The organism is Streptomyces yatensis (genome assembly GCF_018069625.1).
Lineage (GTDB): Bacteria > Actinomycetota > Actinomycetes > Streptomycetales > Streptomycetaceae > Streptomyces > Streptomyces yatensis.
Window position 1 is genome coordinate 4,992,046 of sequence record NZ_CP072941.1, and the last position, 25,819, is coordinate 5,017,864.

At 70.5% G+C, this 25,819-nt stretch carries 21 protein-coding genes and 1 pseudogene; 9 read left to right on the forward strand and 13 right to left on the reverse strand.

All coding sequences use genetic code 11. From position 1 onward, the window contains the following. Positions 1–73 precede the first annotated feature (73 nt). A complete protein-coding gene (locus J8403_RS20730; RefSeq protein ID WP_014053793.1) occupies positions 74–664 on the reverse strand; it encodes a DUF2617 family protein in 591 nt (196 codons plus the stop codon). Between the two features lie 358 nt (positions 665–1,022). Further along, positions 1,023–1,316: a hypothetical protein gene (locus tag J8403_RS20735; RefSeq protein WP_211124470.1), complete on the reverse strand. Its 294-nt coding sequence runs from the start codon at positions 1,314–1,316 to the stop codon at positions 1,023–1,025. Between the two features lie 156 nt (positions 1,317–1,472). On the opposite strand from J8403_RS20735, the gene J8403_RS20740 reads away from it, so the two are divergent. After that, on the forward strand, positions 1,473–1,853 hold the full coding sequence (locus J8403_RS20740; protein ID WP_211124471.1) for a VOC family protein: 381 nt from the start codon (positions 1,473–1,475) through the stop codon (positions 1,851–1,853). Between the two features lie 74 nt (positions 1,854–1,927). On the opposite strand, the gene J8403_RS20745 is transcribed toward J8403_RS20740, so the two are convergent. Next, positions 1,928–2,872, reverse strand: a complete 945-nt coding sequence (locus tag J8403_RS20745) for a DUF5996 family protein (RefSeq protein ID WP_211124472.1) — start codon at positions 2,870–2,872, stop codon at positions 1,928–1,930. 220 nt (positions 2,873–3,092) lie between these two features. Here J8403_RS20745 and J8403_RS20750 point away from each other — a divergent pair, with 220 nt between their 5' ends. From J8403_RS20750 to J8403_RS20760, 3 genes are all read left to right on the forward strand, one after another. Further along, the gene (locus tag J8403_RS20750) at positions 3,093–3,341 is read left to right on the forward strand and encodes a type II toxin-antitoxin system CcdA family antitoxin (protein WP_211124473.1); all 249 of its coding nucleotides are present in this window, start codon (positions 3,093–3,095) and stop codon (positions 3,339–3,341) included. Next, positions 3,338–3,739 carry a PIN domain-containing protein gene (locus J8403_RS20755; protein ID WP_211124474.1) on the forward strand — a complete coding sequence of 134 codons (402 nt, stop codon included), beginning with the start codon at positions 3,338–3,340 and terminating at the stop codon, positions 3,737–3,739. The genes J8403_RS20750 and J8403_RS20755 overlap by 4 nt, the downstream gene beginning before the upstream one ends. 207 nt (positions 3,740–3,946) lie before the next feature. Continuing rightward, positions 3,947–4,267, forward strand: coding sequence for a VOC family protein (locus J8403_RS20760; protein ID WP_211124475.1), 321 nt, complete (start codon positions 3,947–3,949; stop codon positions 4,265–4,267). A gap of 16 nt (positions 4,268–4,283) precedes the next feature. On the opposite strand, the pseudogene cutA reads toward J8403_RS20760, so the two are convergent. Then, a pseudogene (gene cutA / locus J8403_RS20765) lies at positions 4,284–4,427 on the reverse strand (divalent cation tolerance protein CutA); the annotation flags it as partial. A gap of 74 nt (positions 4,428–4,501) precedes the next feature. Here cutA and J8403_RS20770 point away from each other — a divergent pair. Both J8403_RS20770 and J8403_RS20775 read left to right on the forward strand, forming a co-directional pair. Then, a complete protein-coding gene (locus tag J8403_RS20770; RefSeq protein WP_211124477.1) occupies positions 4,502–5,683 on the forward strand; it encodes a pyridoxal phosphate-dependent aminotransferase in 1,182 nt (393 codons plus the stop codon). A gap of 256 nt (positions 5,684–5,939) precedes the next feature. Beyond that, entirely contained in the window at positions 5,940–7,127 is a 1,188-nt protein-coding gene (locus J8403_RS20775; protein WP_211124478.1) for a hypothetical protein, read from the forward strand. 42 nt (positions 7,128–7,169) lie between these two features. Here J8403_RS20775 and J8403_RS20780 read toward each other — a convergent pair whose 3' ends face one another. Both J8403_RS20780 and clpB read right to left on the reverse strand, forming a co-directional pair. Continuing rightward, entirely contained in the window at positions 7,170–7,712 is a 543-nt protein-coding gene (locus tag J8403_RS20780; protein WP_137966709.1) for a YbjN domain-containing protein, read from the reverse strand. Positions 7,713–7,865: 153 nt separating this feature from the next. After that, complete coding sequence (gene clpB / locus J8403_RS20785; RefSeq protein ID WP_211124479.1) at positions 7,866–10,457, reverse strand: ATP-dependent chaperone ClpB; 2,592 nt, start codon at positions 10,455–10,457, stop codon at positions 7,866–7,868. Between the two features lie 137 nt (positions 10,458–10,594). Between clpB and J8403_RS20790 the strand changes: the two genes are divergently transcribed. Next, positions 10,595–10,999 (forward strand): pyridoxamine 5'-phosphate oxidase family protein, encoded by a 405-nt coding sequence (locus tag J8403_RS20790; RefSeq protein WP_211124480.1) that lies wholly within the window; start codon positions 10,595–10,597, stop codon positions 10,997–10,999. A 205-nt stretch (positions 11,000–11,204) separates the two neighbouring features. Here the strand turns inward: J8403_RS20790 and proP are convergent, their stop codons facing one another. The 6 genes from proP to dnaK all read right to left on the reverse strand — a co-directional run bounded on the left by proP (position 11,205) and on the right by dnaK (position 17,688). Then, the gene (gene proP / locus J8403_RS20795; RefSeq protein ID WP_246586358.1) at positions 11,205–12,743 is read right to left on the reverse strand and encodes a glycine betaine/L-proline transporter ProP; all 1,539 of its coding nucleotides are present in this window, start codon (positions 12,741–12,743) and stop codon (positions 11,205–11,207) included. 130 nt (positions 12,744–12,873) lie between these two features. Continuing rightward, on the reverse strand, positions 12,874–13,245 hold the full coding sequence (locus J8403_RS20800) for a cupin domain-containing protein (protein WP_211124482.1): 372 nt from the start codon (positions 13,243–13,245) through the stop codon (positions 12,874–12,876). A gap of 194 nt (positions 13,246–13,439) precedes the next feature. Beyond that, positions 13,440–13,919: a heat shock protein transcriptional repressor HspR gene (locus J8403_RS20805; protein WP_093463424.1), complete on the reverse strand. Its 480-nt coding sequence runs from the start codon at positions 13,917–13,919 to the stop codon at positions 13,440–13,442. A 5-nt stretch (positions 13,920–13,924) separates the two neighbouring features. Beyond that, the gene (dnaJ, locus tag J8403_RS20810; RefSeq protein ID WP_211124483.1) at positions 13,925–15,109 is read right to left on the reverse strand and encodes a molecular chaperone DnaJ; all 1,185 of its coding nucleotides are present in this window, start codon (positions 15,107–15,109) and stop codon (positions 13,925–13,927) included. Positions 15,110–15,154: 45 nt separating this feature from the next. Then, positions 15,155–15,814 carry a nucleotide exchange factor GrpE gene (gene grpE / locus J8403_RS20815; protein WP_211124484.1) on the reverse strand — a complete coding sequence of 220 codons (660 nt, stop codon included), beginning with the start codon at positions 15,812–15,814 and terminating at the stop codon, positions 15,155–15,157. Next, a complete protein-coding gene (gene dnaK / locus J8403_RS20820) occupies positions 15,811–17,688 on the reverse strand; it encodes a molecular chaperone DnaK (RefSeq protein ID WP_211124485.1) in 1,878 nt (625 codons plus the stop codon). Before dnaK ends, grpE begins: the two co-directional genes overlap by 4 nt. Positions 17,689–17,958: 270 nt before the next feature. Here dnaK and J8403_RS20825 point away from each other — a divergent pair, with 270 nt between their 5' ends. Continuing rightward, positions 17,959–20,223, forward strand: a complete 2,265-nt coding sequence (locus tag J8403_RS20825) for a (Fe-S)-binding protein (protein WP_211124486.1) — start codon at positions 17,959–17,961, stop codon at positions 20,221–20,223. Positions 20,224–20,483: 260 nt separating this feature from the next. On the opposite strand, the gene J8403_RS20830 is transcribed toward J8403_RS20825, so the two are convergent. Further along, positions 20,484–23,552, reverse strand: a complete 3,069-nt coding sequence (locus J8403_RS20830) for a SpoIIE family protein phosphatase/ATP-binding protein (RefSeq protein ID WP_246585920.1) — start codon at positions 23,550–23,552, stop codon at positions 20,484–20,486. A gap of 481 nt (positions 23,553–24,033) precedes the next feature. Here J8403_RS20830 and J8403_RS20835 point away from each other — a divergent pair, with 481 nt between their 5' ends. After that, positions 24,034–25,692, forward strand: a complete 1,659-nt coding sequence (locus tag J8403_RS20835; protein ID WP_211124487.1) for an FG-GAP repeat domain-containing protein — start codon at positions 24,034–24,036, stop codon at positions 25,690–25,692. Positions 25,693–25,819: the final 127 nt, after the last annotated feature.

The following is a 25,819-nucleotide window of genomic DNA, read 5'->3' on the forward strand; positions in this document are numbered from 1 at the left end:
CTCGTCCCCCACACGAGTGCATTGCCGTTCACGCATCGGGCACCGACGGCCTCGCGAACACCCTGGACCGCCTTTAGGCACACGGCACTTGGGGCGACCGCCCATCGGGCAGGCCACCTATCTCGAGCCCGCCCGCGCCCGGCGGCCGGAGCGCGGCCGGCACCCGGGCCCCCACACAGGTGCGGGTGGTGACCAGCCGCCCCTCCTGGGGGTAGGCATGCCAGGTCCGCCAGCCCACCGTGCCCTCGTGCCACTGCGCGAGCAGCGCCGTGAACGCGTTCGGACTGCCGGGAAAGGTGCCGGCCAGCCCGTGCGGATGGTCGGCCACCAGCGCGAGCAGCTCCTGCGCGCGCCCGGCGAAGGCCCCTTGCGACAACTCCTCTACGCGCGCCGCGAATTCGTATTCGCGGCCGTCGACGAGCGTGGAAACCCCCAGCGGAAGCGCGGTGCTGTTGCCGGACATGCAGGCGACGGTCTCCGAGCAACGGCTGCCCTCCCCTTCGAGGAGGACCTGATGCGAGGCCCCCAGGAGCCTCAACTGGACGTCGAAACCATGAAGTTGAAGATCAAGCACGGCGAGGGCGGGAAGCGGTTCCCGTCCCAGGCCCCAGGCGAGGTCAGCGGCGCGGGTATCGGTGTAGGCAGTCTTGAGGGTCGTGAGCATGGATCGGCTCCGCAAGCACGCAATGGAAAAAAGATGGGCCGACTGGCCCCGCGGTGAACCAGGGGCATGCGCATACGCCGGCTCGTGCCCACGTGGGGCCGTAAGGTCGATGGTGGTATACGGAATCATGAAATGCTGGGCGCCACATCGTTTTTACCCATCTTCGCCGGGTTTCCACCCCCTAGGGCGCCTTCTAGGTCAAGTGTTCAACAAGGCCGCGCCCGGCGCACGTTGGCGCGCCGGGCGCGGGCTCATTGCTTCACGGCCGTAAGAACGGCGTGGCGACCATATGGACGGCGTGACCGTAAGGACGGCATGGCGACCGTAAGGACGCGTGGTGGCCAGGGGATCAGGGGGATCAGGCGCCCCCACCGCAGCCACCGCCACCACCACCGCCGCCGCCGCCACCGCAGCCTCCCCCGCCACCGCAGCCACTTCCGCCGCCGCAGCCACCGCCGCCGTGGTGGCCACCCCCGTGATGGCCACCACCGCCGTCGCCACCGGCCCACCAGCTGCCACCGGCCGCCCCACTGGAACCCGCACCCCAGGACCGCTTGCGCCGCCCGCTGTTCCCCTTCGACCGACCGGCGCCCAGCGCGGCGAGCGCCGCGAACGTGAACGCCACCACGACCAAGATGACGACAGGACCCATGGTCCTCACTCTCCTTCCATCCCCCGTAGCGAGGTACCGCTTCGTACCTGTCGTCTCCCCTGCCCGACCTCACCCGGGTCGAAAGCGAAGTTGAGGAAGTCCAGAGGTTCGGCGCGGCGTGACTGGCCGTGGGCTCGGCGGGGTAATTTGCCGTGCATGCACAGGAGCCGTGTGTACGCCGTTCTGATCGACGCGCCCAAAGCCGAGGCCGACCGGGCGACCGCCTTCTGGTCAGCGGCCCTCGGCGTCACCGCCGAGTCGTATCCGCCGGAGCCGCAGTTCACCACGCTCCATGAGGCTCTGCCGGGGCTGGTCACCGCCGTCCAGGCGGTCGACGACGCGCCCCGTATCCACCTGGACTTCGAGACCGACGACGTCGAGGCGGAAACCGCGCGCCTGCTCGCCCTGGGGGCTGAGCAGATCGCGCAGTGGCAGGAGTGCCGGGTGCTCCGCGTTCCCGGCGGCCACGTGATGTGCGTACTGCCCCAGGAGACCGACCCGGAGACCTTCCGGGCACAGGCCAACGTCTGGCCCTGACGCCGGTGCGTGGGACCAGCCACGACACAGCCGCGGACGAACGACCGCCCCTCGCGGCACTTCCCGCGGAGCGCCTAGCGGTGCTCCCAGTGATGCGGATCGGCTTCCAGGACCGCGCGATCCCAGTCGGCCAGTTCGGCGGCCGCCTCGTAGGTGCTGTGCAGGAATTCGGTCAGCGTCCGGTCCGGATCGGCCGCGGTGGCGACCGTCTCGTAGGGCAGTACGAACTCACCGACGTCCCGCCGGTACGAGGCCGCCGCGGGCTGGACCGGCTGGTCGGCGAAACCGGCGGGCTCGGGGTAGGCGTAGGAGTAGAAGCCGCCCTCCTCCCCGCCGCCGGGCCAGAAGCCGCAGCTGGAGAGCTCGACGGAGTACGCCTCCTGGGTCACCCGGTCCGGCAGGTTCGGCACCCCGCCGGGGGGATGCGGCGGCGCGGTGCGGCCGGAGAAGCGGGTGACGGCCAGGTCCATCGCTCCCCAGAAGAAGTGCACGGGGCTGGCCTTGCCGACGAAATGCGACCGGAATTCCCCGAACACCCGGTGTGCGTTCAGCAATTGCCCCCAGAAGAGCCGGGTGGCGTGCGGGTCGTACACCGCGTGCCGGTGATCCTCCGGGAAGGGGATCGACACGGGCACCTCGTTCGGGCGGGGGTACACCCGGGTCTGGATGCCCAGGTCCCCCAGCACCCCCATGATCTCGGAGTAGAACTGGGACACCGGTTTGGACTCCAGCACCAGCTCGCGCCGGCTCCCGTCGCTGACCCGAATCCCCAGCCGCTGTTCGACGAAGTCGAACTCGATATCGAATGCCCCGCCGCGATACGGAATCGTCGACGTACTCAGCCCGCGCGGGGTGACATACAAGGTCACCTGCCACCACTGATTGGCCGGTGGCGCATGATCCAGCCGGATCTTGCCGACGATCTGGGTCCACATATGCAGCGTGTCCCGCGCCTCGGCCCAGTCCTCCAGCCGAAGCCGCGGCCAGGCCCCCGCCTGCTGTGTCTGCTGCTCGGCCATCTCGCCTCCCGCGGGGTCTCACGACTCCGGCAAAAGCGCATTCGATCACCGTCAATACATTCCGACCCGGCCGAGTACCCGTCCATCCCGCCACCGAAAACGAGCGCGGAAGAACTAGCGAGTACGGCCCGCGCCGGGTGGCACCACCATCGAGCGCGGCGCCCCACACCGGTCACCGCATCGGGCATCGACCGAACGCATACTGGAGTATGCTCGACACATGGCCGCCACGACGCGCATCACCGTCACCCTGCCCACCGAGCAGGTCGAAGAGCTGAGAAAGCTCACCGACAACGTGTCCGGCTATGTGGCCGAAGCGGTGGCCCGGCAGATCCGGCACCAACTCCTCGGCGACGATCTACGGCGCCATCAGGAGGAGGAAGGCGCCTTCACGGATGAGGAGCTGGCCGACGCCCGCGCCAAGATCTTCGGCACCGCCGACGGCGCCGGCCGCACGGACGCCGCGTGAGCACACACCTTGAGACCGTCGTCCTGGACTCCCAGGGACTGTCCGCCTGGGTCGCCCAGGACCGCAAGGTTCTCGCGATGTTCCAGGTGTTCCACGAAATGGGAGCCGATCTCGTCGTCAGCGCCAACACCATCGTCGAAGTCAGCCATGCGCGAGTAAACCTCCCACGCCTGAACTGGGCCCTCTCACGGGTCAAGGTCGAACCCGTCACCGAGCAGGCGGCCAAGGCCGCCGCCGAGCTACTCACGTCAGCAGGGCTGCACGGGCACAAGTACGCGATCGACGCCACTGTCGCCGAGGCGGCACTACGCCAGCCGCCACCCGTCGCCGTGCTCACCTCCGACACCGACGACATGGCCAAGCTCTGCGATGACCGCGTGCGACTGATCGCCCTATGAGGTGCGGGAGTACGGTCGGCGCGCTGCGATCAGTCGCTCAACGGCCGTGCGGAAGTACCCGGCGTCCACGCGCCGACGGTGCCTGTCCTCACCTTCCTTGTGGAGAACCAGGCTGCCGTCCTCCGATGAGCTTCAGTCACGGACGTGGTCCAACTTCCGAAACGACTGTGAGGAGTGATCCGAGTGGACCTGTACAGCATCATGTGCGTGAGTGACCGGATCAAGGCACTGGAGTGGTTCGAGGCGTTCTTCGGGCGCCCAGCGGACGAGACCATAGGCGAGGAATACCTGTGGCAGGTCGGTGAGAACGCGTGGGTCGTCGTTGACGATCGGGACGTGCGGGCTGAGCGAGTAGGCGGAGCCATGATCACGCTCGGCGTGAATGACCTCGACAACATCCTGGCCCGGCTCGCCGCACAGGGGATCGACCACGAACCGGTCGAGACCTACAGCAACGGCGTACGCCATGTCGTCGTGCTGGACCCCGACGGGAACAGCCTGTCGCTCGCCGAGGCGCCCACCCGGTGAGCGTTTTCCAACCTCAATCCCCCCGATGCCAGAAGACCGAGACCACCGGCCCCACGATCTGCGCCCCGGCCGCGAGCCGCGCCGTCACCACCGACCCCGCGAGCCCTTCTGCTTCCTCGCGGCTCTCCGTCGCCGTCGCCACCTGAAGGAAATCAGTCATAGCGCGAGCGTAGCCCCGAGCCCGAAACCGTCGGTGCCCGCCAGAGTTGAGGAAGGCCGCCGCTTCGGCGGAGTATGGGCGCCATGGGACGACCGCCGCTCAATCGCCGACTGGCCGCCTTCGGGACCACGATCTTCGCCGAGATGTCCGCCCTCGCCGTGCGCACCGGCGCGATCAATCTGGGGCAGGGTTTTCCGGACACCGACGGGCCCGAGGAGGTGCGCGAGGCCGCCGTACGGGCGCTGCGGGACGGGCGGGGCAATCAGTATCCGCCCGGGCCGGGAGTGCCGGAGCTGCGTACCGCCGTCGCCGAGCACCAGCGGCGCTGGTACGGGCTGGGCTTCGATCCCGATAGCGAGGTGCTGATCACCGCGGGCGCCACCGAGGCCATCGCGGCGTCGCTGCTGGCGCTGGTGGAGCCGGGGGACGAGGTGGTCGCGCTGGAGCCGTACTACGACTCGTACGCCGCCTGCATCGCCATGGCGGGCGGGGTCCGCGTCCCGGTCACCCTCCGCCCGGACGGGGACACCTTCCGGCTGGATCTGGACGAGCTGCGGGCCGCCGTCACCGACCGCACCCGGCTCATCCTGCTCAACACCCCGCACAACCCCACCGGCACCGTGCTCACCCACGATGAGCTGGCCGCGGTCGCCGAGCTCGCCGTCGAGCGCGATCTGCTGGTGGTCACCGACGAGGTCTACGAGCATCTCGTCTTCGGCACCGCGCACACCCCGCTCGTCTCGTTCCCGGGGATGCGCGAGCGGACCGTCACCATCAGCAGTAGTGGCAAGACCTTTTCGTTCACCGGCTGGAAGGTCGGCTGGGTGACCGGCGCTCCCGAGCTGGTCACGGCGGTGCGCTCGGCCAAGCAGTACCTCACTTACGTCTCGGCGGGGCCCTTCCAGTACGCGGTCGCCGAGGCGCTGCGCCTGCCCGACGCCTATTTCCACGGCATCCGCGAGGATCTCCGCGCCAAGCGCGATCTGCTGGCCGATGGCCTGACCGACGCGGGCTTCCAGGTCTTCCGCCCCTCGGGCACGTACTTCATCACCACCGACATCCGGCCGCTCGGCGAGACCGACGGCTTCGCCTTCTGCCGTTCCCTCCCCGAGCGCTGCGGGGTGGTCGCCGTCCCCAACGCGGTCTTCTACGACCACCAGGACCAGGGCTCGCCGTTCGTCCGCTTCGCCTTCTGCAAGCGCGATGAGGTCCTTACGGACGCCGTCGCCCGCCTGAAGACGCTCGGCGCCGGCTGACGCGGCGGGCTCCGGCTGACGCGGCGGGCTCCGGCTGACGGGACGGCACCGGCTGACGCGGCGCCTCCGGTCACCCGGGTAGGCCCGGTAAGTCCCCGGATCACCCGGGCAGGCCCGGTAAGTCCCCCGGATGGGCCTTCCGGGTCGCGGGCGTCCGCGGTTCGGCGGATGGTCGGTGTTGTCCGCCGGGCCCCCTGGTCCGTCCCCTCCCGGGGGCTCGGCGCATGTCCATCGGGTGCCCGTACCGGAGGTTTCCGTGTCCGCCGACACCACCGCGTCCACCCGGGCCCCGGAACCCCCAGGACCACCGGCCGCACGGCGGGGCGTGCGGGCGTCGCTGGGGCGGGCGTGGCTCGCGCTGGCGGTGTACGCGACGGTGCGGGCGGCCGGGATCGGGTGCGTGGCGGTGGGGGCCTGGCGGACCGGGAAGCATCCGCGGACGCAGCTCGGGCACTACTGGGACAGCCTCTGGTACGTGGGCATCGCCCAGCACGGCTACGGCACCAGCCGGCCCTCCGTCACCCACCCCGGCCTGGCCTTCAGCGATCTCGCGTTCTTCCCGCTCTACCCGGCGCTGATCAGGGGCGTCACGAGTGTCGTGCCACTGAGCGCGGTGACGGCGGGGCTGCTGACCACCTGGGTCACGGCCGGGCTGGCGGCCTGGGGCATCCACGCGGTCGGGGAGCGGCTGTACGGGCGGCGGGTGGCCCTGATGCTGGTGGCGCTGTGGGGGCTGCTGCCGCATGCGGTCGTGGAGTCCATGGGGTACACGGAGTCGCTGCTGACGGCGCTGGCGGCCTGGTCGCTGTACGCGTTGCTGACCCGGCGCTGGCTGTGGGCCGGGGCGCTCGCCCTGTGCGCGGGGGCCACGCGGCCCAACGGGATCGCGGTCGCGGCGGCGGTGTGCGCGTACGCGGCCGCCGAGGTCTGGCGGCGCCGTGGGCGTACGTCCTGGCGGGTGTGGGCGGGCGCGGCGCTGTCACCGCTGGGCTGGCTCGGCTACATCGGCTGGGTGGGGGTGCGGCGCGGCACCTGGCGCGGCTATCTGGACGTCCAGGACCGCTGGGGCACCTCGTTCGATCTCGGTGCGAGCGGCTTCCGCAGCGCCCGCGGCCTGATCATGGGGAACGGCTCACTGCCGCATTACATGTCGCTGATCGTCATCGGCGCCTCGCTGATCTCGCTGATCCTGCTCGCGCTGCGCCCGCCGCCGCTGCCGCTGGTCGTCTACACCCTGGTCCTGGTGGCCATCGCGCTCACCGGCTCGAACTACTTCGCGTCCAAGCCGCGCTTTCTGCTGCCCGCCTTCCCGCTGCTGTTCCCGGCGGCGCTGGCGATGGCAAGAGCCCGGCCCCGCACCGCCGTCCTGGTGGGCGGGGCGCTGGCCGGGCTCTCCTGTCTCTATGGGGCGTATCTGCTGACCGTGGCGCGCAGCCCGGCCTGACCGAGATCCGGGCGGCCCGGGGCTTGCGCCACGGCTCCCGGCTCAGGCCTGGCCGTCGCCGTCGTCCGGCTTGTCGTCGCCGTCGGACTCGATGTCGGCCTCCAGACCGAGCTGTTCGACCAGCCAGCGGTCGAACTCGATCGAAGCCCGCACCCAGCTGACCGTGCTGGATACGAAGTGCTCAAGGCTGACGCCGGTGCCGATCAGCATCTGCGCCTCGCCGATCAACCGGACCGTGCCGTCGTCATTGGTGTGGGTGTAGACCTTCGGCCACAACGTGCGGCGGTTCCAGTCGTCGATCGCCTCGAGCAGCCGCGGCTTCTCGTCGATGCCATGCGGCCGGTCGTAGAACGTACGGACGGAGAAGACCTGCTGCTCCTCCTCCCCGCGGAACATGAAATAGGTGCGGAACTGCTCCCACGGCGCGGCGAGGTCCCCCTCCTCGTCGACGACGTACTTCAGCTCCATCTGCTCCAGCAGCTGCTTGACCAGATCCTGGTCGGGCAGCACGGGGCCGCTCGGACCCGTCGGTTCGGGCTCGGGCTGACCCCCGAAATTCGGAATCGAGGACGGGTCGATGCTCACCGTGGATTTCCCTTCGTATGGAATACCGCCATCCTCCCTCACACCCGCCCCCGCCGTGCAACCCCGGCCGTACATTGCCCGATCCGGCCGAACGAGGACCGGCCGGACCTATTGCCGGGACGTGCCCGGGACGTGCCCGGGAGGCGCCGGAAACTATTGCGCGGGGCCCACCAGAAGCTCGTCGCCGACCCGGTCCACCCGGACCTTGTCGCCGTCGCGGATCTCCCCGGCGAGGATCTCCTTGGCCAGCTGGTCGCCGATCGCGGTCTGGATCAGCCGGCGCAGCGGGCGCGCTCCGTACGCCGGGTCGTTGCCCTCCTCGGCCAGCCATTCCAGCGCGGCCGGGGTGACGTCGAGGGCCAGCCTGCGGTCGGCGAGGCGGCGGGCCAGCCGGGCGATCTGGAGCTCGGCGATCCGGGCCAGCTCGGGCCCGCTGAGCGCGGAGAAGACCACCAGGTCGTCCAGGCGGTTGAGGAATTCCGGCTTGAAGGAGGTCCTTACGGTCTCCAGCACGCTCTGCTTCTTCTCCTCCTCGCCGAGCAGCGGATCCATCAGGTACTGGCTGCCCAGGTTGGAGGTGAGCACCAGGATGGTGTTGCGGAAGTCCACCGTCCGGCCCTGCCCGTCGGTGAGCCGCCCGTCGTCGAGCACCTGCAACAGAACGTCGAAGACCTCGGGGTGGGCCTTCTCCACCTCGTCCAGCAGCACCACGCTGTACGGGCGGCGGCGCACCGCCTCGGTGAGCTGGCCGCCCTCCTCATAGCCGACGTACCCGGGCGGGGCGCCGACCAGCCGGGCCACGCTGTGCTTCTCGCCGTACTCGCTCATGTCGATGCGGACCATGGCCCGCTCGTCGTCGAAGAGGAAGTCGGCGAGCGCCTTGGCCAGCTCGGTCTTGCCGACGCCGGTGGGGCCGAGGAAGAGGAACGAACCGGTGGGCCGGTCCGGGTCGGCGATGCCCGCGCGGGTCCTGCGCACGGCGTCCGACACCGCCCTTACGGCTTCCAGCTGGCCGATCAGCCGCTTGCCCAGCTCCTCCTCCATGCGCAGCAGCTTCTTGGTCTCGCCCTCCAGCAGCCGGCCGGCCGGGATGCCGGTCCAGGAGGCGACCACATCGGCCACATCGTCCGGGCCCACCTCCTCCTTGACCATGGTGGGGCGGTCCTGCTGGACCTCGGCCTCGGCCTCGGACGCCTCGGCCAGCTCCCGCTCGACGGCCGGAATCTCCCCGTACAGCAGCTTGGAGGCGGTGTCGAAGTCGCCGTCGCGCTGGGCGCGCTCGGCCTGGCCGCGCAGCTCGTCCAGCCGCTCCTTGAGCTCACCGACGCGATTGAGGCCCTGCTTCTCCTTCTCCCAGCGGGCGGTGAGCCCGCGCAGCTCCTCCTCCTTGTCGGCGAGGTCGCGGCGCAGCTTGTCCAGCCGCAGCTTGCTGGCCTCGTCGGTCTCCCGGGCCAGCGCCATCTCCTCCATCCGCATCCGGTCCACCGACCGCTGGAGTTCGTCGATCTCCACGGGGGAGGAGTCGATCTCCATCCGGAGCCGGGAGGCCGCCTCGTCGACCAGGTCGATGGCCTTGTCGGGCAGGAAGCGGGAGGTGATGTACCGGTCGGAGAGGGCCGCGGCGGCCACCAGCGCGCCGTCGGCGATCTGCACCTTGTGATGGGCCTCGTAACGGCCCTTGAGCCCGCGCAGGATGGCGACGGTGTCCTCGACGGTCGGCTCGGCGACCAGCACCTGCTGGAAGCGGCGCTCGAGCGCGGCGTCCTTCTCGATCCGCTCGCGGTATTCGTCGAGGGTGGTGGCGCCGACCATGCGCAGCTCACCGCGGGCCAGCATCGGCTTGAGCATATTGCCCGCGTCCATCGCGGAGTCGCCGCCGGCGCCCGCGCCGACCACGGTGTGCAGCTCGTCGATGAAGGTGATGATCTGGCCGTCGCTGGACTTGATCTCGGCCAGGACGGTCTTCAGCCGCTCCTCGAACTCACCGCGGTACTTCGCGCCCGCGACCATCGCGCCGAGGTCGAGGGCGACCAGGCGCTTGTCGCGCAGGCTCTCGGGGACGTCGCCCTTGACGATCCGCTGGGCGAGCCCTTCGACGACGGCCGTCTTGCCGACGCCCGGATCGCCGATCAGCACCGGGTTGTTCTTGGTGCGCCGGGAGAGCACCTGCACCACCCGGCGGATCTCCTGGTCCCGGCCGATGACCGGGTCCAGCTTGCCCTCGCGCGCGGCGGCGGTGAAGTCCGTGCCGAACTTCTCCAGGGCCTTGTACGTGCCCTCCGGATCGGGCGTCGTCACCCGCTGTCCACCCCTGACCTTCTCGAACGCGGCGAGCAGCTTCTTGGCGCTCGCCCCCTGCTGGTCGAGCAGCTCCCCGGCCTGGCCGCCCTTGGCGGCGATGCCGATGAGCACATGCTCGGTGGAGACATAGTCGTCCCCCAGTTCCCTGGCCCGCTGGGTGGCGTCCGCGATGACGGCGAGCAGATCGCGGCTGGCCTGTGGCGGAGCCACGGTGGAGCCCTGGACGCTGGGCAGGGCGGCGAGCAGCCGCTCGGCGCCGCTGCGCACGAGGGCCGCGTCGGCCTCGACGGCTGCCAGCAGATCCATGACGTTCTCGTTGTCCTGGCCCTCCAGCAGGGCGAGCAGGAGATGCGCGGGCGTCATATCCGCGTGCCCGGAGGACACCGCCCGGTCATTGGCGGCGCTCAGCGCCGCCCGGCTCTTGTTGGTCAGCTCGGCATCCACGTCCCTGTGCTCCTCCTCGCTGCGGTCTTCCCATCCTGCCCTACCCAACCTCCGCAAAGTTGAGTCTATTCCACTCAACCTCGCTCACGCCACTCCCCTGGCCTGAGGTTCCGGGCCCTGTCTGTAGGTTCTGGGCCATGGCTGTCGATCCCCGCAACCCCGATCCCGGGTACCTCCATTTCTGGCGCGAACGCCATCTGTGCACCCTGACCACCCCACGCCCGGACGGCACCCCGCACGTCGTCCCGGTCGGCGTCACCTACGACCCCGAGGCCGGGCTCGCCCGCGTCATCGCGAACCGCCACAGCCGTAAGGTCGCCCATGTCCGGGCGGCGGGCGAGGGCGGGGCGCGGGTCGCGGTCTGCCAGATGGCGGGCAAGCGGTGGGCCACGCTGGAGGGGCTCGCGGTCGTACGCGAGGACCCCGAGCTGATCGCGGAGGCGGTGCGCCGCTACGCCGAGCGCTACGAGCGCACCCCGCGCCCCAACCCCGACCGCGTCCTGATCGAGATCACCCTCACCCGCGCCATGGGCAAGAGCTGAGGCCTCACCGGCGCCCTGGGCAAGAGCTGAGGCCTCACCCGCGCCCTGGGCAAGAGCTGAGGCCTCACCCGCCCCATGGGCAAGAGCTGAGACCTCACCCGCGCCCTGGGCAAGAGCTGAGGCCGCGCCCTGGGCAAGGGCCGAGACCGCGCCATGCGCAACACCTGAGACCGCGCCATGCCCAAGAGCTGAGCCCCGGGCCGGCTCACTCCTCGTCCTCCTCCTCCCGGTGGCCGGCCCCCGCCCAGGGGTGGCGCAGCCGGATCCAGACGTCGCGGGCGTGCCGCCCGGCCTCCGTACGGCTCTCGGCCACCGCCGTACGTGCCTCCTCCTCGGTCTCCACCATGGGCCCCGAACCGCGCAGCGGCTTCCCCGCCGTCTCGTGCAGGAACAGCGTGGCGATCAGCCCGATCACCCCCGCCGCCATCAGGTAGAAGGCGGGCACCAGCGTGTTGTGCGTGGTGGCCACCAGCCACGAGGCCAGCAGCGGCGTCGTCCCGCCGAACAGCGACACGGAGAGGTTGTACGAGATCGACAGCGCGCCGTAGCGCAGCCGGGTCGGGAACAGCGCCGGAAGCGTGGCGGCGCTCGTCCCCGCGAAGGTGACCAGCATCGCGCCCAGGATCAGACAGCCGATCGCGGGCATCAGCACGCCGCCCGCCCGGATCAGCAGGACCGCCGGAATGGCCAGCGCCACCAGGCCCAGACTGCCGAACAGGAACAGCGGCCGCCGCCCCCAGCGGTCCGAACCGCGCCCGACCACCGTGATCGCCAGCACCACGAACAGCATGGTGCCCAGCACCAGCACCTGGGCCGTGGTGGCGTCCTGACCGAGCGTGGAGGTCATGTACGTCGGCAGATACGACGTCACCATGTAGTTGGTGACGTTGTACAGCAGCACCAGGCCCATGCAGATCAGCATCGCCTCCCAGTGCCGGGTGAAGATCTCCTTCAGCCGCCCCCGTCCGGACTGGCGGGCCTCCTCGATCGGCACCGTGTCGCCGTGTGCCTCCGCCGCCTCCGCCGCCTCGGCCGCCCGCTCGGCCTCCTGCTGGAACGCCGGGGTCTCCTCCAGCCGCAGCCGCATATACAGACCGATCAGCCCCAGCGGTCCCGCCACCAGGAACGGCACCCGCCAGCCCCAGTCCACCATCCCGGTCTCACCGATCGTGGCGGTGAGCACGGTGACCAGGCCGGAGCCCAGCGAATACCCGATGAAGGTGCCGAAGTCGAGCCAGCTGCCGAGGAAGCCACGGCGCTGATCGGGCGCGAACTCGGCGATGTAGGTGGTCGCCCCCGCGTACTCGCCGCCGGTCGAGAAGCCCTGCACCACGCGGCAGGCCAGGAGCAGCAGCGGGGCGGCGAAGCCGATCTCGGAATAGCCGGGCAGCAGGCCCACCCCGAAGGTGCCGACCGCCATCATGATCATGGTGGTGGACAGCACCCGCCGCCGCCCGATCCGGTCGCCCAGCGGCCCGAACACCAGCCCGCCCAGCGGCCGCACCAGGAATGCCACGGCGAAGGTGGCGAACGTGGAGACCACCTGGGTGGCGGGGTCGTCGGCGGGGAAGAAGACCCTGCCGAGGGTGACCGCCACATAGGCGTAGACACCGAAGTCGAACCACTCCATGGTGTTGCCGACCGCGGTCGCCGCGACCGCACGGCGCATCCCGGGCTTGTCGACGACGGTGACTTCCTCGATGGCCAGCGGTTCCTTGCGGCGGCGCAGCAGGGTCCTGATCAGCTGGTCGGTACGGGCACTGCGGTGCGGCCACCCTCCGCCGCGGGGTCCACGCGGTGGTGTCCGACCGGTACTCATTCTCGTCCCCTGCCGACGGCTGAACCGCTGTAAGGCGCCGCTCCCGGCCCCCGCCTCAGGCGCCGGCCTCACTCGACTTCGCGTACGTCAACGCCATCTGCCCGGCGACGTCGTACACCACGACCTGCTCGTCGCCGACGACCCACGCGTCATGGCCGGGCGCCACCACATACACATCCCCGGGGCCGAGCTCGGCCTCCGCGCCATCGGCCGTGCGCAGCCGCATCCGGCCCTGGACCACGACCCCGCTGTGGTGGACCTCGCACAGATCGGTCCCCACGATCGGCCGCACCGACTCCCGCCAGCGCCATCCGGGCTCGAAGGTGCCCACGGCGAAATCCAGCCCGGTCAGATGCAGGGCTTCGATATGGCCTCCGGGAAAGTCACGCCGCTCATCCGGCTTCTCGATCGTCTTGACTTCCACCATGGCGATACCTCCTCCCATATCTCCATGGTGCGCCCGGGTCGCCCCATCGGCGCGCCCGGCCCAGAGCCCACCGGGCGGGCAGGGGGCGGTCGCCGGGCACGCGAAAGGCCCGGTGGCCGTGGGGACGGTCACCGGGCCTGCGATCAGCGGCGCGCCGGGCAGCCGGGCGCTACTCCGGGCCGGGCAGCCGGGCGCTACTCCGGGCGCTTGGGGCGCCAGACCACCAGGGCGCTGCTCTGCTGGACGTCCTGGTAGCGGACCAGGTCGCGGCGGTAGGAGGCGTGGACCTGGGCCTCGCGCTGCTGCATGGCGGTCGCGGCGCCCTCGACCGCGGCCTGGAGCTCGGCGACACGGGACTGGAGAGCCGCGACCTGGTTCTCCAGTTCGATGATGCGCTTGATCCCGGCGAGGTTGATGCCCTCGTCCTGGGACAGCTGCTGGACCTGGCGGAGCAGCTGGATGTCGCGCGCGGAGTACCGCCGGCCACGGCCGGCGGTGCGGTCGGGGGAAACCAGGCCGAGGCGATCGTACTGACGCAGGGTCTGCGGGTGCAGTCCGGAGAGCTGAGCCGCCACCGAGATGACGTACACCGGCGAATCCTCGGTCAGCTCATAAGGGTTACGGGGCCGGCCGGCGCCCCTGCCTCCGATGCCTCCTCGGCCGTGCGACTCCATTGGGGTCACGCTCCCTTCGCGGCCTTGAACAGCTCCGCCCGTGGGTCCTCTCCCACGGTCGCCTCGCGATACGACTCCAGCGCGTCCCGCGCCGTGTCACTCAGCTCCTGCGGCACCGTGACCTCGACGGTGACCAGCAGATCTCCACGCGTGCCGTCCTTACGGACCGCGCCCTTGCCACGGGCGCGCATCGTGCGTCCGTTGGGCGTGCCGGGCGGCAGCTTCAGGGTGACCGGCGGGCCACCCAGGGTCGGGACCTTGATCTCGCCGCCGAGCGCGGCCTCCGGAAGGGTGACGGGCACGGTGACGGTCAGGTTGTCGCCCTTACGGCCGAAGACCGGATGCGCGTCCACGTGCACGACCACATACAGATCGCCGGCCGGGCCGCCGGTCTCGCCCGGGGCGCCCTTGCCGCGCAGCCGGATCCGCTGGCTGTCGCTGACGCCCGCGGGGATCCGGACCTGCATGGTGCGGGCGGAACGGGCCCGTCCGCTGCCCTTGCAGGTCTCGCACGGGTTCTGAGCGATCAGGCCGCGGCCGCGGCACTCCACACACGGGTCGGTGAGCGAGAAGCCGCCCCCGCCGCCCCGGCTGACCTGGCCGGTGCCGACACAGGTCGGGCAGACCCGCGGGGTGCCGTCCCGGTCGCCGGTGCCCGAGCACGCCTTGCACGGGGCCTGGCTGGACATCCGCAGCGGGACCGTGGCCCCCTCGACGGCCTCGGTGAAGCTCAGCGTCACCTCGGACTCGATGTCCTGGCCCCGGCGCGGCTGGGCGCGGGTGGCGCCGCCGCGGCCGAACAGCCCGCCGAAGACATCCCCGAGCCCGCCGCCGAAGCCGCCGGCGCCACCGGCACCGCCGCCGCCCTGGGCGCCGCCGAAGAGGTCGCCCAGGTCGAAGTTGAAGCTCCCGGTGCCGCCCGGACCGCCGGGACCGGGGCGGAAGCCGCCGTTCCCGAAGAGCGAGCGGGCCTCGTCGTACTCCTTGCGCCGCTTGGGGTCGCCGAGGATGTCATTGGCCTCGGAGATCTCCTTGAAGCGGTCCTCGGCCTTGGCGTCGCCCTTGTTGGCGTCCGGGTGGTACTCGCGGGCGAGCTTCCGGTACGCCTTCTTGATCTCCGCCTCGGTCGCGTCCTTGGGGACGCCGAGGACTTTGTAGTAGTCCTTCTCCACGAAGTCCTTGGTGCTCATCCTCGACGTCCCTCCTCTCCTGCTGCTCCCGCGATCACCGTCACGTCAGCCCTCTTCCGGGCCACCGCTCTCCTCGTCCGGCGCCGCGGCGTCGCCTTCGCCGCCCTTCGCGGGGGTGGCTCCCGGCTGGGGCTCGGCGACCGCGACCCGCGCCGGGCGGATCGTGCGCTCGCCGATTCGATACCCCGGCTGCAGAATCTGCACGCACGTGGTCTCGGTGACATCCGGCGCGTACGAATGCATCAGGGCCTCGTGCACCAGCGGGTCGAAGGGCTCGCCCTCCTTGCCGAACTGCTGCAGACCCAGCTTCGCCGACACCGTCTCCACCGATTCGCCGACCGACTTGAAGCCGCCGACGAGCTCGCCGTGCTCACGGGCGCGGCCGATGTCGTCGAGCACGGGCAGCAGCTCGGACAGGAGGCTCGCCACGGCGATCTCCTTGACCGTCACCCGGTCCCGCTCGACCCGGCGCCGATAGTTCTGGTACTCCGCCTGGAGCCGCTGGAGGTCGGCCGTCCGCTCGCTGAGGGCGGTACGCACCTGGTCCAGCTGTGCCTGAAGGGCTACCTGCTCGAGGTCCCCGGCCGGGGCTGCCGAGCCCGCCTTGTCGGCGGACCCGGCGCCCTTCGCCGCGTCGTCGGGGGTCTGCGCGGCCTCGGAGGGGACGTCGGGCTGCTCCTCGAAGCCCGGGGTCTCCTCCGTCACGCGGCACCACCCTGGCCCTGGCCCTTGTCGGCCTTGTCGTCGTCGACGATCTCGGCGTCCACCACATCGTCATCGGCCTTGGCCTGGCCCGCGGCACCGGCGTCACCGGCGGCGGCACCGGCCGCGTCCGCGCCGTCCGCCTGGGTGTTGGCGTACATCGCCTGGCCCAGCTTCTGGCTCACCGCGGCGACCTTCTCGGTCGCGGTGCGGATCTCGGCGGTGTCCTCACCCTTGAGCTTCTCCTTCAGCTCGGTGAGGGCCTCCTCGACCTCGGTCTTGACCTCGCCCGGGACCTTGTCCTCGTTGTCCTTGAGGAACTTGTCCGTCTGGTAGACGAGCTGCTCGGCCTGGTTGCGGGTCTCGGCGGCCTCGCGGCGCTTGTGGTCCTCCTCCGCGTACTGCTCGGCCTCGCGCATCATGCGGTCGATGTCGTCCTTCGGCAGCGCGGAGCCGCCGGTGACGGTCATCTTCTGCTCCTTGCCGGTGCCCAGGTCCTTCGCGCCGACGTGCATGATGCCGTTGGCGTCGATGTCGAAGGTGACCTCGATCTGCGGCACGCCGCGCGGGGCCGGCGGAAGGCCGGTCAGCTCGAACATCCCGAGCTTCTTGTTGTACGCCGCGATCTCGCGCTCGCCCTGGTAGACCTGGATCTGCACGGACGGCTGGTTGTCCTCGGCCGTGGTGAAGATCTCCGAGCGCTTGGTCGGAATGGTCGTGTTGCGCTCGATCAGCTTGGTCATGATGCCGCCCTTGGTCTCGATGCCGAGGGACAGCGGGGTGACGTCGAGCAGCAGGACGTCCTTGACCTCGCCCTTGAGGACACCGGCCTGGAGCGAGGCGCCGATGGCGACGACCTCGTCCGGGTTGACGCCCTTGTTGGCCTCCTTGCCGCCGGTCAGCTCCTTGACGAGCTCGGCGACGGCGGGCATACGGGTCGAGCCGCCGACCAGGACCACGTGGTCGATCTCGGACAGCGAGATGCCCGCGTCCTTGATGACGTTGTGGAACGGGGTCTTGCAGCGCTCCAGCAGGTCGGAGGTGAGCTGCTGGAACTGGGCGCGGGTGAGCTTCTCGTCCAGGTGCAGCGGGCCCTCGGCGGACGCCGTGATGTAGGGCAGGTTGATGGTGGTCTCGGACGAGCTGGAGAGCTCGATCTTCGCCTTCTCAGCGGCCTCGCGGAGGCGCTGCAGGGCCATCTTGTCCTTGGACAGGTCGACGCCGTGGCCGTTGTTGAACTGCTTGACCAGGTAGTCGACGACGCGCTGGTCCCAGTCGTCACCACCGAGGTGGTTGTCACCGTTGGTGGCCTTGACCTCCACCACGCCGTCGCCGATCTCCAGCAGCGAGACGTCGAAGGTGCCGCCGCCGAGGTCGAAGACCAGGATGGTCTGGTCGTCCTTCTCCAGCCCGTAGGCGAGCGCGGCGGCGGTAGGCTCGTTGACGATACGCAGGACGTTGAGGCCCGCGATCTCACCGGCTTCCTTGGTCGCCTGGCGCTCGGCGTCGTTGAAGTACGCCGGGACGGTGATGACCGCGTCCGTGACCTTCTCGCCGAGGTACGACTCCGCATCCCGCTTCAGCTTCTGCAGGATGAAGGCGCTCATCTGCTGCGGGTTGAAGTCCTTGCCGTCGAGGTTGATCTTCCAGTCGGTGCCCATGTGGCGCTTGACCGAGCGGACGGTGCGGTCCACGTTGGTCACCGCCTGGCGCTTGGCCACCTCGCCGACCAGCACCTCGCCGTTCTTCGCGAACGCCACAACGGACGGCGTGGTCCTGGCGCCCTCGGCGTTGGTGATGACGGTGGGCTCACCGCCCTCGAGAACACTGACGACGGAGTTCGTCGTACCCAGGTCGATGCCGACCGCACGTGCCATTTCGGGATCCTCCAGCTACAGCATTGAGTGGAACAGGCTCAAGCGTGCATCAGCCCGATCGTCGCTGTCAACAGACCTGAGTCGCCCGGGCTCAAGTTTTATATGAGGCTTATGCCCAACCAAGCGTGGAAGAGGTGGAGGAGGGGCCAAGTGAGCGACACAGATCACCGGCTCGTCGACTACATGCGTTCCCGTCCGGGCGGGTAATCTCGGTCAAGCCACATTAAGTTACTGCTTAGTAATCCAGCTCGCAGGTTCGAGGAGCCCCCTATGCAACTCGCCGCGATCATCGTGTCGCTGGTCCTCACCGCGGTCGGCGTTGCCCTGCTCGGCCGGGCCGTCGCGCAGTTCGTGCGCTTCTTCAAGGTCGGCGCGCCGGTCCCAGCGGGGGCCAGGACCGACAACCCATACCAGCGCAGCGTGACCCTGGCCCGGGAGTTCCTCGCGCACACCCGCATGAACAAGTGGGGGGTGATCGGCGTCGCCCACTGGTTCGTGGCGATCGGCTTCCTGACCCTGCCGCCGACCATCATCAACGCCTATGGCCAGCTCTTCCAGGCGGACTGGACGCTGCCGATCCTCGGCGGCTTCCTCCCCTACGAGCTGTACATCGAGTTCATCGGCACGATGACCACCCTGGGCATCCTGACGCTGATGGCGATCCGGCTGCTCAACCTGCCCAGCCGGGCCGGCCGCAAGTCCCGGTTCACGGGCTCCACCGCCTGGCAGGCGTACTTCGTCGAGTACGTCATCCTCATCATCGGCGTCGCGATCATGGCGCTGCGCGGCACCGAGGGCGCACTGCACCACGTCGACCACTACGAGCCCGCGTACTTCGCCTCGTATCCGCTGGTCCAGCTCTTCGACGGGCTCAGCGTCGACACGGTGCAGAACCTGACCTACCTGTTCGCGATGATCAAGCTCGGTACGACCATGATCTGGATGATCACGGTCAGCACCAACCTCGACATGAGCATCGCCTGGCACCGCTTCCTCGCCTTCCCGAACATCTGGTTCAAGCGCAACGCGGACGGCGACGTGGCCCTCGGCGCGCTGCAGCCGATGGTGAGCGAGGGCAAGCCGATCGACTTCGAGGACCCGGACGAGGACGCCCAGTTCGGCGTCTCGCAGATCGAGCACTTCTCCTGGAAGGGCATCCTCGACTTCTCCACCTGCACCGAATGCGGCCGCTGCCAGTCCCAGTGCCCCGCCTGGAACACCGGCAAGCCGCTGTCGCCCAAGCTGCTGATCATGGCGCTGCGCGACCATTCGCACGCCAAGGCGCCGTATCTGCTCGCCGGTGGCGGTAAGACGGTGGAGGGCGAGGAGAAGGCGAGCGAGGCGCAGCTGACCGACGTGCCCGCGTCCGCGCTGGCCGAGGCCGAGCGCCCGCTGATCGGCACCCTCGAAGAGAATGGCGTCATCGACCCGGACGTGCTGTGGTCCTGCACCACCTGCGGTGCGTGCGTCGAGCAGTGCCCGGTGGACATCGAGCACGTTGACCACATCGTGGACATGCGCCGCTACCAGGTGATGATCGAGTCCTCGTTCCCGTCCGAGGCGGGCACGATGCTCAAGAACCTGGAGAAGAAGGGCAACCCCTGGGGGCTGGCCAAGAAGCAGCGCCTCGCGTGGACCAAGGAAGTCGACTTCGAGGTGCCGGTCGTCGGCAAGGACATCGAGGACCTCACCGAGGTCGACTACCTGTACTGGGTCGGCTGCGCGGGCGCCCTGGAGGACCGGGCGAAGAAGACCACCAAGGCCTTCGCGGAGCTGCTGCACATCGCGGGCGTCAAGTTCGCGATCATGGGCGGCGACGAGGCGTGCACCGGTGACTCCGCCCGCCGCCTGGGCAACGAATTCCTCTTCCAGCAGCTCGGCCAGCAGAACGTCGAGATGCTGAACATGGCCTTCGGGGAGGACGCCGAGGAGGGCGTCACCGTCGAGAAGTCCAAGAAGAAGATCGTCGCGACCTGCCCGCACTGCTTCAACACCATCGCGAACGAGTACCCGCAGCTGGGCGGCGAGTTCGAGGTCATCCACCACACCCAGCTGCTGCAGCACCTCATCGACGAGGGCAAGCTGATCCCGGTCACCCCGGTCGAGGGTCTGATCACCTACCACGACCCCTGCTACCTGGGCCGCCACAACAAGGTCTACACCCCGCCGCGCGAGATCATCGCCAAGGTGCCGGGGCTGCGGAACGAGGAGATGCACCGCCACAAGGAGCGCGGCTTCTGCTGTGGCGCGGGCGGCGCCCGGATGTGGATGGAGGAGCGGATCGGCAAGCGCATCAACAACGAGCGCGTGGACGAGGCGCTGTCCCTCAACCCGGACATCGTCTCCACCGCCTGCCCGTTCTGCCTGGTGATGCTGACCGACTCCGTCAACGGCAAGAAGAACGATGGAAAGGCGAAGGAAGAGCTGCAGGTCGTGGACGTGGCACAGCTCCTCCTCGACTCGGTGCGGACCCCGGCCGCGCCGGAGGACGGCGGCAAGAACGCCGAGGAGCCGGAGCCGGCCCCGGCCAAGTAACGCCGCGACGGACGCGATGCGCCGAAGCCCGCCCACGGGTCCGTGGGCGGGCTTCTCGCTGTGCTGGGCGCCGTAAGGCGGCTGCTGGGGGCTGTAGGGCGGCCCTGAGGCCCTGGATGGGCCCGGTAAGGCGGCCGCGCCGCCCTCACGGCCCTCAGGAGCGCCCACGGCCCCGTGAGTCCCGTGCGCGCCTTACGGCTCTCGTGAGCGCCTTACGGCTTCCATCCGAGTCCCTGGAGCCTTGGAGCGCCCTGAGGCCCTCACGACCGCGGCTTGCCGCTCTTCGACAGCGGCAGCGCCTGCTCGGTCCAGATGACCTTGCCGTCCGAGGTGTAGCGGGTGCCCCAGCGGTCGGCGAACTGCGAGACCAGGAAGAGCCCCCGGCCGCCCTCGTCCGTCGTCCCCGCGTACCGCAGGTGCGGGGAGGTGCTGCTGGTGTCGAAGACCTCGCAGATCAGGCTGCGGTCGCGGAGCAGCCGCACCCGGATCGGGCCGGTCGCATAGCGGATCGCGTTGGTGATCAGCTCGCTGAGGATGAGTTCGGTCGTGAACGCGACATCGCCCAGCTCCCACTCCGCCAGCTTCCGGGCCACCGCGGCCCGCACCGCGGCCACCTGCGACGGGTCGGAGGCCACCTCCCAGTCGGCCGTCAGACCGGGCTCCAGCACCCTCGTACGGGCCACGATCAGCGCGATGTCATCGCTCGGGCGGTCGGGCAGCAGCGCGTCCAGCACGGCCGTACAGGCGTCCTCGGGCGTGCGGCCCGGGTGGGACAGGGCATCGCGCAGCATCTCCAGACCGGTGTCGATGTCCCGGTCGCGCTTCTCGATCAGCCCGTCCGTGTAGAGCACCAGATGGCTGCCCTCGGGCAGGTCGAGCTCCGAGGTCTCGAACGGCAGCCCGCCCAGGCCCAGCGGCGGCCCGCCCGGGAGATCGAGGAACTCCACCGAGCCGTCCGGACGCACCAGCGCGGGCGGCGGATGACCGGCCCGCGCCATCGTGCACCGCCGCGTCACCGGGTCGTAGATCGCGTACAGACACGTCGCCCCCGTGATCCCCTCACTGCCGGCGCCCTCGCCCTCCGGCCCGCCGGGGCCCTCGTCCCGGTCGATCCGGGCGATCAGATCGTCGAGGTGCGACAGGATCTCGTCGGGCGGCAGGTCGAGCGTGGAGAAGTTGTGCACCGCCGTCCGCAGCCGCCCCATCGTCGCCGCCGCGTGCAGGCCATGCCCCACAACATCCCCCACCACCAGCGCCACCCGCGCCCCCGGCAACGGAATGACGTCGAACCAGTCGCCCCCGACCCCCGACTCGGCCGGCAGATAGCGGTACGCCACATCCAGCGCGTTCTGCTCCGGCAGCATCCGGGGCAGCAGGCTGCGCTGCAGCGTGACCGCCATGGTGTGCTCGCGGGTGTAACGGCGGGCGTTGTCGATGCTGACGGCGGCCCGGGTGACCAGCTCCTCGGCGAGGGAGATGTCGTCCTCCTCGAAGGGCTCCGGCTTCTCCGCGCGCATGAAACTGGCCACGCCCAGGACGACGCCGCGGGCCCGCAGCGGGACCGTGATCATCGAGTGGATGCCGTAGTCGACGATCCGCCGGGCGTGCTCGGGGTCCTGGTCCTGCCAGCCGGCGAAGTCGCTCAGGACCGGCTCGACCGTCACCGCTCCGCTGCGGAAGCCGCGGGCCTGGGGCGCGCTCGGGCCGAATTCGATCAGCATGCCGAGGGGGTAGAGCGGGCCGTCGTCGCGGATGCCGCTGAGGGCCGTACGGCGCAGGACGGTACGGCCTCCGTCGGCGACCGCCACGGCGGCCCACGGGCCCGCGTCCGGGGCGCCGGTGCCGGCCGCTCCGTCCGGGGGCTCCTCGCCGCGCAGCACCGAGTCCGCGAGGTCCACCGAGACGTAGTCGGCGAACCGGGCCACCGCGTACTCCGCCAGCTCCTGGGCGGTGCGCACCACGTCCAGCGTGGTGCCGATGGAGACGCCCGCGTCGTACAGCAGCTTGAGCCGGTTGCGCGCGAGGTCGACCTTGCCGGACAGCGCGCGCAGCTCCGTGGTGTCGCGCAGGGTGGCGACGCTGCCGGGCGGGCCGCCGTCGCGGTCGGTGGGGCGGTGGCTGACGGACAGCAGCCGCTCACCGGCCGTATGGACCTCGTCGGTGGCGGGGCGCCCGGACACCAGCAGTGCGGCGGTGTGCGGATCGAAGCCGAGCTCGGACACCAGCCGGCCCTCGGCGTCCGGCGGGAGATCGAAGAGCCGGCGCGCCTCGTCGTTGGCGAGCACCAGCCGCCGGTCGCCGCCGACGATCAGCACGCCCTCGCGCACCGAGTGCAGCACGGCGTCATGGTGCTCGTACATCCGCGTCATCTCGGCCGGGTCCAGCCCGTGGGTCTGGCGCCGCAGCCGCCTGCTGACCAGGGCCGTGCCCGCCGTGGCGAGCGCCATCGCGGCCGCCGCCGCGCCGAACAGCAGCGGCAGCTGATGGTCGGCCGCACCGCTGACCTTCTTGATCGTGATACCGGCCGCGACCAGGCCGACGACCTTCCCATGGCTGTCCTTGACGGGCACCACGGACCGCACGGACAGGCCGAGCGTGCCGGTGAAGGTCTCCTGCACCGTCCGGCCCTCCGCCGCCGGGCGGATGCTGCCCATGAAGTGCTTGCCGATCCGCTCGGGGTTGGGGTGGGTGAAGCGGATCCCCTGGGGCGTCATGACGACGACGAAGTCGACCCGGGAGCCCTTGCGGGCGCGCTCGGCGAGCGGCTGCAGCACGGCACTCGGATCGGGCCCGCGGATCGCGCTCACCATCCCGGGCGCGCTGGCGAAGCTCTCGGCGACCGCCATGGAGCGGTTACGGGCCTCCCGCTCGCTGTCGTAGCGGGACTGCAGGACGAGCGCCACCACGGCCGCGACGACCAGCAGCAGCACGACCCCCACCTGGAGGACGAAGACCTGGCCGGCCACGGTGCGCACACCGCGCACGGGATTGCGGCGGGGCCCCCCATAGCCGCGGCCGTGAGCGGTGCCGTGGCCGGAGCCCGGACCGGATCCGTGGCCGCTCCGGCCGGTGCGCACCGGCGACCGCTCCTGCGGGCCCCGCCGGGTGTACGCGCCCTGCCGGCCCTGCGGATCCCAGTGGTCATGGGGATCCGGCGAGCCCTGCGGATCGGATTGACCGCGCTGATCCCGCTGATCCTGCTGGTCCTGCTGAACGCGCCGCCCACGTCGTTCCCACGCCGAGCGGGGCCCCTCACGCCGACCGCGTGGGCGCCAGTCGTTCATCGTGCGGGCCAGCGGAACCCGTGGTCGACCGAAAAGTCCGGCCATGTCGTTATTTCTAGCACCCTCGCTCAGCGGCGGGCGAGCGGCATCCGCCGCTGGGCGCCGAGCGCTCCCGTCGGACATCGCGACTACACCCAGCCCGAGCCCTCTTTCGCCGGTCTCGCCGCTTCACCCGTCACCCGCACACCGTGCGTTAAGCACATGACTGCCCCCGCTTTTCCGCGTTGAAGTTCCGCGTCGACCGACTACCGATACTGGCCGTGAAGTATCCCTTCTCACAACGACGTTGCGAATTCCCTACAGGATCATGCCCGACGGCGCATAGGTAAATGTCCTGGACAGACCTTGTGCTCAAAAGGTCATCTTTACAGCCAAGCGGACTGATCGGTCCCGCGTCCTTCCGCATCACCATCGAGCGGACATCGAACGGACATCGAACGGACGCGGACGAACCGCCAGGCATCACCCTCGTAACGAAGTGCCGCGCCCCATGGCCTCAGCCGCCCTGATGGGTTGAGGTGGCCCGATGACGCCCGCACCTCCCCCCACCGCACCACCCGGCCGCGTCCCGGGCCCCCGGCTCCGCTCCCTCCCCCGCCCCCGCTTCTCCCTCCCCCGCTCCCTCTTCCGCGTCCCCACCGCCTCCATCGCCGCAGGTACGGCCTGCCTGGCGCTGCTGCTCGCCGCCTGCGGCCCCGAGGACGGCGGCGCCCAGGGCGGGCGCGAGGGCTCCTCCTCCGCCGGCGGATCCGTCATCACCCCCACCGCCACCGCGCCCGTCCCCCGCGGCAAGGGCAGCCGGCTGCCGGATGACGTCAACGGCGACGGCTATCCCGATCTGCGGCTCCCCGTCCCGTCCGGCAAAGGGGGGCTGCCCAGCCGGATCGCGTTCGTCCACGGCTCGTCCCACGGCCTGAATCCCGCCACCCGCACCGTGCTGCGCCACCGCGACCTCGGCCTGCCGTCCCAGGACGTCACCGTCGCGGGCGCGACCGAGGTGGCCACGGCCGACCTCGACGGCGACGGCTACGCCGACGTCACCACCACGGCGGGCGAGGCCCTAGGCAAGCGCGAGACCGAGCGCACCCAGGCCACCGTCCGGACCGTCCCCTACATCTCCTGGGGCGGCCCCGGCGGCCCCCGGAGGACCCGCTCGGCCGCCCGCGTCCAGCTGACCGGACCGGAGGACGGCGTGGACGCCCAGCGGCCGACCGTCGGCGACTTCAACGGCGACGGCCACCACGACCTGGCCCTGATCCGCGAGGACCGCCGCTCGCTACTGGTGCTGTACGGGCCGTTCAACCGGGCGGGCAAGGCCGCGCGGACCGTTCCGTACGCAAGCCCGCTGGACGGCCACGGCGAGATCGGCGATCTCATCGCCGACACCATCGCCGAACCTGGCACCGCGGACGGCACCGACACCGGCACGGGCACCCACGCCGGCACCGGCACCGGCTCCCACGCCGGCACCGCCAACGGCCACCACGCCACCGATCTGGTGGTGCACGCGATCAACGACAACGACCAGTCCGGCTCCACCCTCCTCGCCGCCGGCTCCCACGGCCTCAGCACGGAGGGCCGCAGGCTGCGCGAGGGCAACGCGATCACGTTCGGCGACTTCGACGGCGACGGCCGCCGCGATGTCGCGGTCGGCGACAGCGGCACCCGTAATGACGAGCCGGGCGGCGAGACGGAGCGGCCGGACATCGGTAAGACGGTGAGCGTCTACTACAAGAGGGCGGCGCGACCGGGGCGCGCCGATCCGCGCCCTCTGGAACCCCGCCCCCTCAAGATGCCGGGGATGTCGGGCAAGCTGGCCGCCGCCGACACCAATGGTGACGGCACCGATGAGCTGGCCGTCTCGCTCGGCCGGGGCGGCGTCGAGCTGTTCACCCTGCGCCGAGGCTCCCACTCCGCCACGACCCGCGTGGCCGGGCGTCACCTCCTGACCCGCGCGGCACCTTCCGTCGTGGACGGCAAGACGGTCCGTAAGGGCGAGCGCGCGGCCCGGCTCTACGATGTCGCGGACTTCGATCATGACGGTAAGGACGAGGTCGTCCTGGCGTGGGGCCCCGGTCTGGCCTTCTCGCGGTACGGCGAACGTCCCGAGTGGTGGTGGATCACGGACGGCACGAAGGACAAGACGGCCTTCAGCAGCAAGCCGTTCGCGGCGGACACGGACTAGGACGACGACGGGGCAGGGCGGCGGAGCAGGACGACGGGTCAGCACGACGGTCCGGGGAAGCGAGGGCGGGCGAACGCCGGAGGAACCCCGGGCGGGGAACGCCGGGCCGGGAATGCCGGGCGGGGGA

Bases quoted from the DNA above. Each gene is read 5' to 3' on its own strand.
- J8403_RS20730 (WP_014053793.1), bottom strand. From the start codon at position 664: ATGCTCACGACCCTCAAGACTGCCTACACCGATACCCGCGCCGCTGAC.
- J8403_RS20735 (WP_211124470.1), bottom strand. From the start codon at position 1,316: ATGGGTCCTGTCGTCATCTTGGTCGTGGTGGCGTTCACGTTCGCGGCG.
- J8403_RS20740 (WP_211124471.1), top strand. From the start codon at position 1,473: ATGCACAGGAGCCGTGTGTACGCCGTTCTGATCGACGCGCCCAAAGCC.
- J8403_RS20745 (WP_211124472.1), bottom strand. From the start codon at position 2,872: ATGGCCGAGCAGCAGACACAGCAGGCGGGGGCCTGGCCGCGGCTTCGG.
- J8403_RS20750 (WP_211124473.1), top strand. From the start codon at position 3,093: ATGGCCGCCACGACGCGCATCACCGTCACCCTGCCCACCGAGCAGGTC.
- J8403_RS20770 (WP_211124477.1), top strand. From the start codon at position 4,502: ATGGGCGCCATGGGACGACCGCCGCTCAATCGCCGACTGGCCGCCTTC.
- J8403_RS20790 (WP_211124480.1), top strand. From the start codon at position 10,595: ATGGCTGTCGATCCCCGCAACCCCGATCCCGGGTACCTCCATTTCTGG.
- J8403_RS20800 (WP_211124482.1), bottom strand. From the start codon at position 13,245: ATGGTGGAAGTCAAGACGATCGAGAAGCCGGATGAGCGGCGTGACTTT.
- J8403_RS20805 (WP_093463424.1), bottom strand. From the start codon at position 13,919: ATGGAGTCGCACGGCCGAGGAGGCATCGGAGGCAGGGGCGCCGGCCGG.
- dnaJ (WP_211124483.1), bottom strand. From the start codon at position 15,109: ATGAGCACCAAGGACTTCGTGGAGAAGGACTACTACAAAGTCCTCGGC.
- dnaK (WP_211124485.1), bottom strand. From the start codon at position 17,688: ATGGCACGTGCGGTCGGCATCGACCTGGGTACGACGAACTCCGTCGTC.
- J8403_RS20825 (WP_211124486.1), top strand. From the start codon at position 17,959: ATGCAACTCGCCGCGATCATCGTGTCGCTGGTCCTCACCGCGGTCGGC.
- J8403_RS20830 (WP_246585920.1), bottom strand. From the start codon at position 23,552: ATGGCCGGACTTTTCGGTCGACCACGGGTTCCGCTGGCCCGCACGATG.
- J8403_RS20835 (WP_211124487.1), top strand. From the start codon at position 24,034: ATGACGCCCGCACCTCCCCCCACCGCACCACCCGGCCGCGTCCCGGGC.